Genomic DNA, 1,384 nt, shown 5'->3' with positions numbered 1-1,384 from the left:
AGCCCGGACCGGTAGACCAGGGCCACCAGCGCAGCCCGGTCGCGCGAGCCGGTCTTCATCAGCATCCGCGAGATGTGCGTCTTGACCGTCGCCTCGGACACGAACAGGAGCGTGGCCAGCTCGGTGTTGCTGGGGGCGTCCGCGAGGAGTCGAAGGACCTCGACCTCCCGCTTGGTGAGCATCTCCAGGCTGGGCCGACCGTGAGGGTCCAGCGGCGCGGTCTCACGCAGGGTGTCGATGACTTTGCCGGCCACGCTGGGATCGATCCACGGCTCACCACAGGCCACTCGTCGGACCGCCTCGGCCAGCCGCTCCGGCGCAGCGTGTTTGAGCATGTATCCCGAGGCGCCGGCGCGCAGTGCGCCGTAGAGCGCGTCGTCGTGGTCGAAGGTGGTCAGGATCAGCACCGCAGTCACGCGGTCTGCCTCGTCGGTGTCTGCGGTGATCCGCTGGGTGGCTGCGATGCCGTCCACGCCAGGCATCCGGATGTCCATGATCATCACGTCCGGGGTGTCGCGGGCAGCGAGCGCGACCGCCTGAGCTCCGTCCTGCGCCAGCCCGACGATCTCGATGTCCTCCTCGACCGAGAGCAGCATCGCCAGCCCGTCGCGCACCGCCTTCTGGTCGTCGGCGATGACGACCCGGATGGGCCGGCTCGCGTTGCCGACATGCGCGTTCATCGCCGGGCCCCGAGCTCCAGCGTCGAGCCGCCGGTGAGTGGCAGCCGGGCGGTGGTGACGAACTCCTCGCCGGCCCACCCGGACTCGAAGTGTCCACCCACGAGCTCGACCCGCTCTCGGAGCCCGAAGAGGCCGGTCCCTCCGCTGGGCGTGCCGGGACGGGTGCCATCGTGTCCAGCGCGGCTGCGCACCTGGAGCTGCAGCCGGTCGTCCTGCCAGACCTGGAAGATGTCCACCACCGCGCCGCGGCCGGCGTGCTTGAGGGCGTTGGTCAGCGACTCCTGGACCACGCGGTAGGCAGCCGTCTTCACGGAGGGGTCGAGCACGCGTTGCGCGCCACTGTCGTGGAGCTCGACGGTCAGCCCGCTCTGGCGGGAGAGGGAGACCAGGTCCAAGAGGTTGAGGATGACGGGCTCGCCGGGGAGGCCGTCTGAGACGTCGATATTCAGCACCGAACCCTCGGTGTCCTCCCCCTCGCGGTCGCGCAGGATGCCCAGCAGGCGATGGAGCTCCCGCATGCTCTGCGACCCGGTCTTTTCGATGGTGGTGAGAGAGTCGTGCACGGTGTCAAGCCGCTGGTCCTCCGGACGCTCCTGGCTCAGCCGCGCGGCGACCGCGCGAGCTCCCGCCGCTTGCATCATCATCGCGCTGACGGAGTGAGACAGGATGTCGTGCAGCTCGCGGGCGATCCGCTGCCGCTCCCG

General features: G+C 69.9%; 2 protein-coding genes. Both read right to left on the bottom strand.

Features of this window, described 5'->3' with window-relative positions:
* On the bottom strand, positions 1–680 hold a 680-nt coding region (locus Q4P07_RS13835; RefSeq protein ID WP_303375503.1), incomplete at its 3' end, for a response regulator transcription factor.
* Positions 677–1,384 (bottom strand): sensor histidine kinase (locus tag Q4P07_RS13830; RefSeq protein WP_303375502.1); only part of this gene is annotated, 708 nt, incomplete at its 5' end. The genes Q4P07_RS13835 and Q4P07_RS13830, both read right to left, overlap by 4 nt.

The organism is Ornithinimicrobium sp. (genome assembly GCF_030537745.1).
GTDB lineage: Bacteria > Actinomycetota > Actinomycetes > Actinomycetales > Dermatophilaceae > Ornithinicoccus.
The sequence above is the reverse complement of the archived record's forward strand: the minus strand, read 5'-3'. Positions and strand labels throughout refer to the sequence as shown.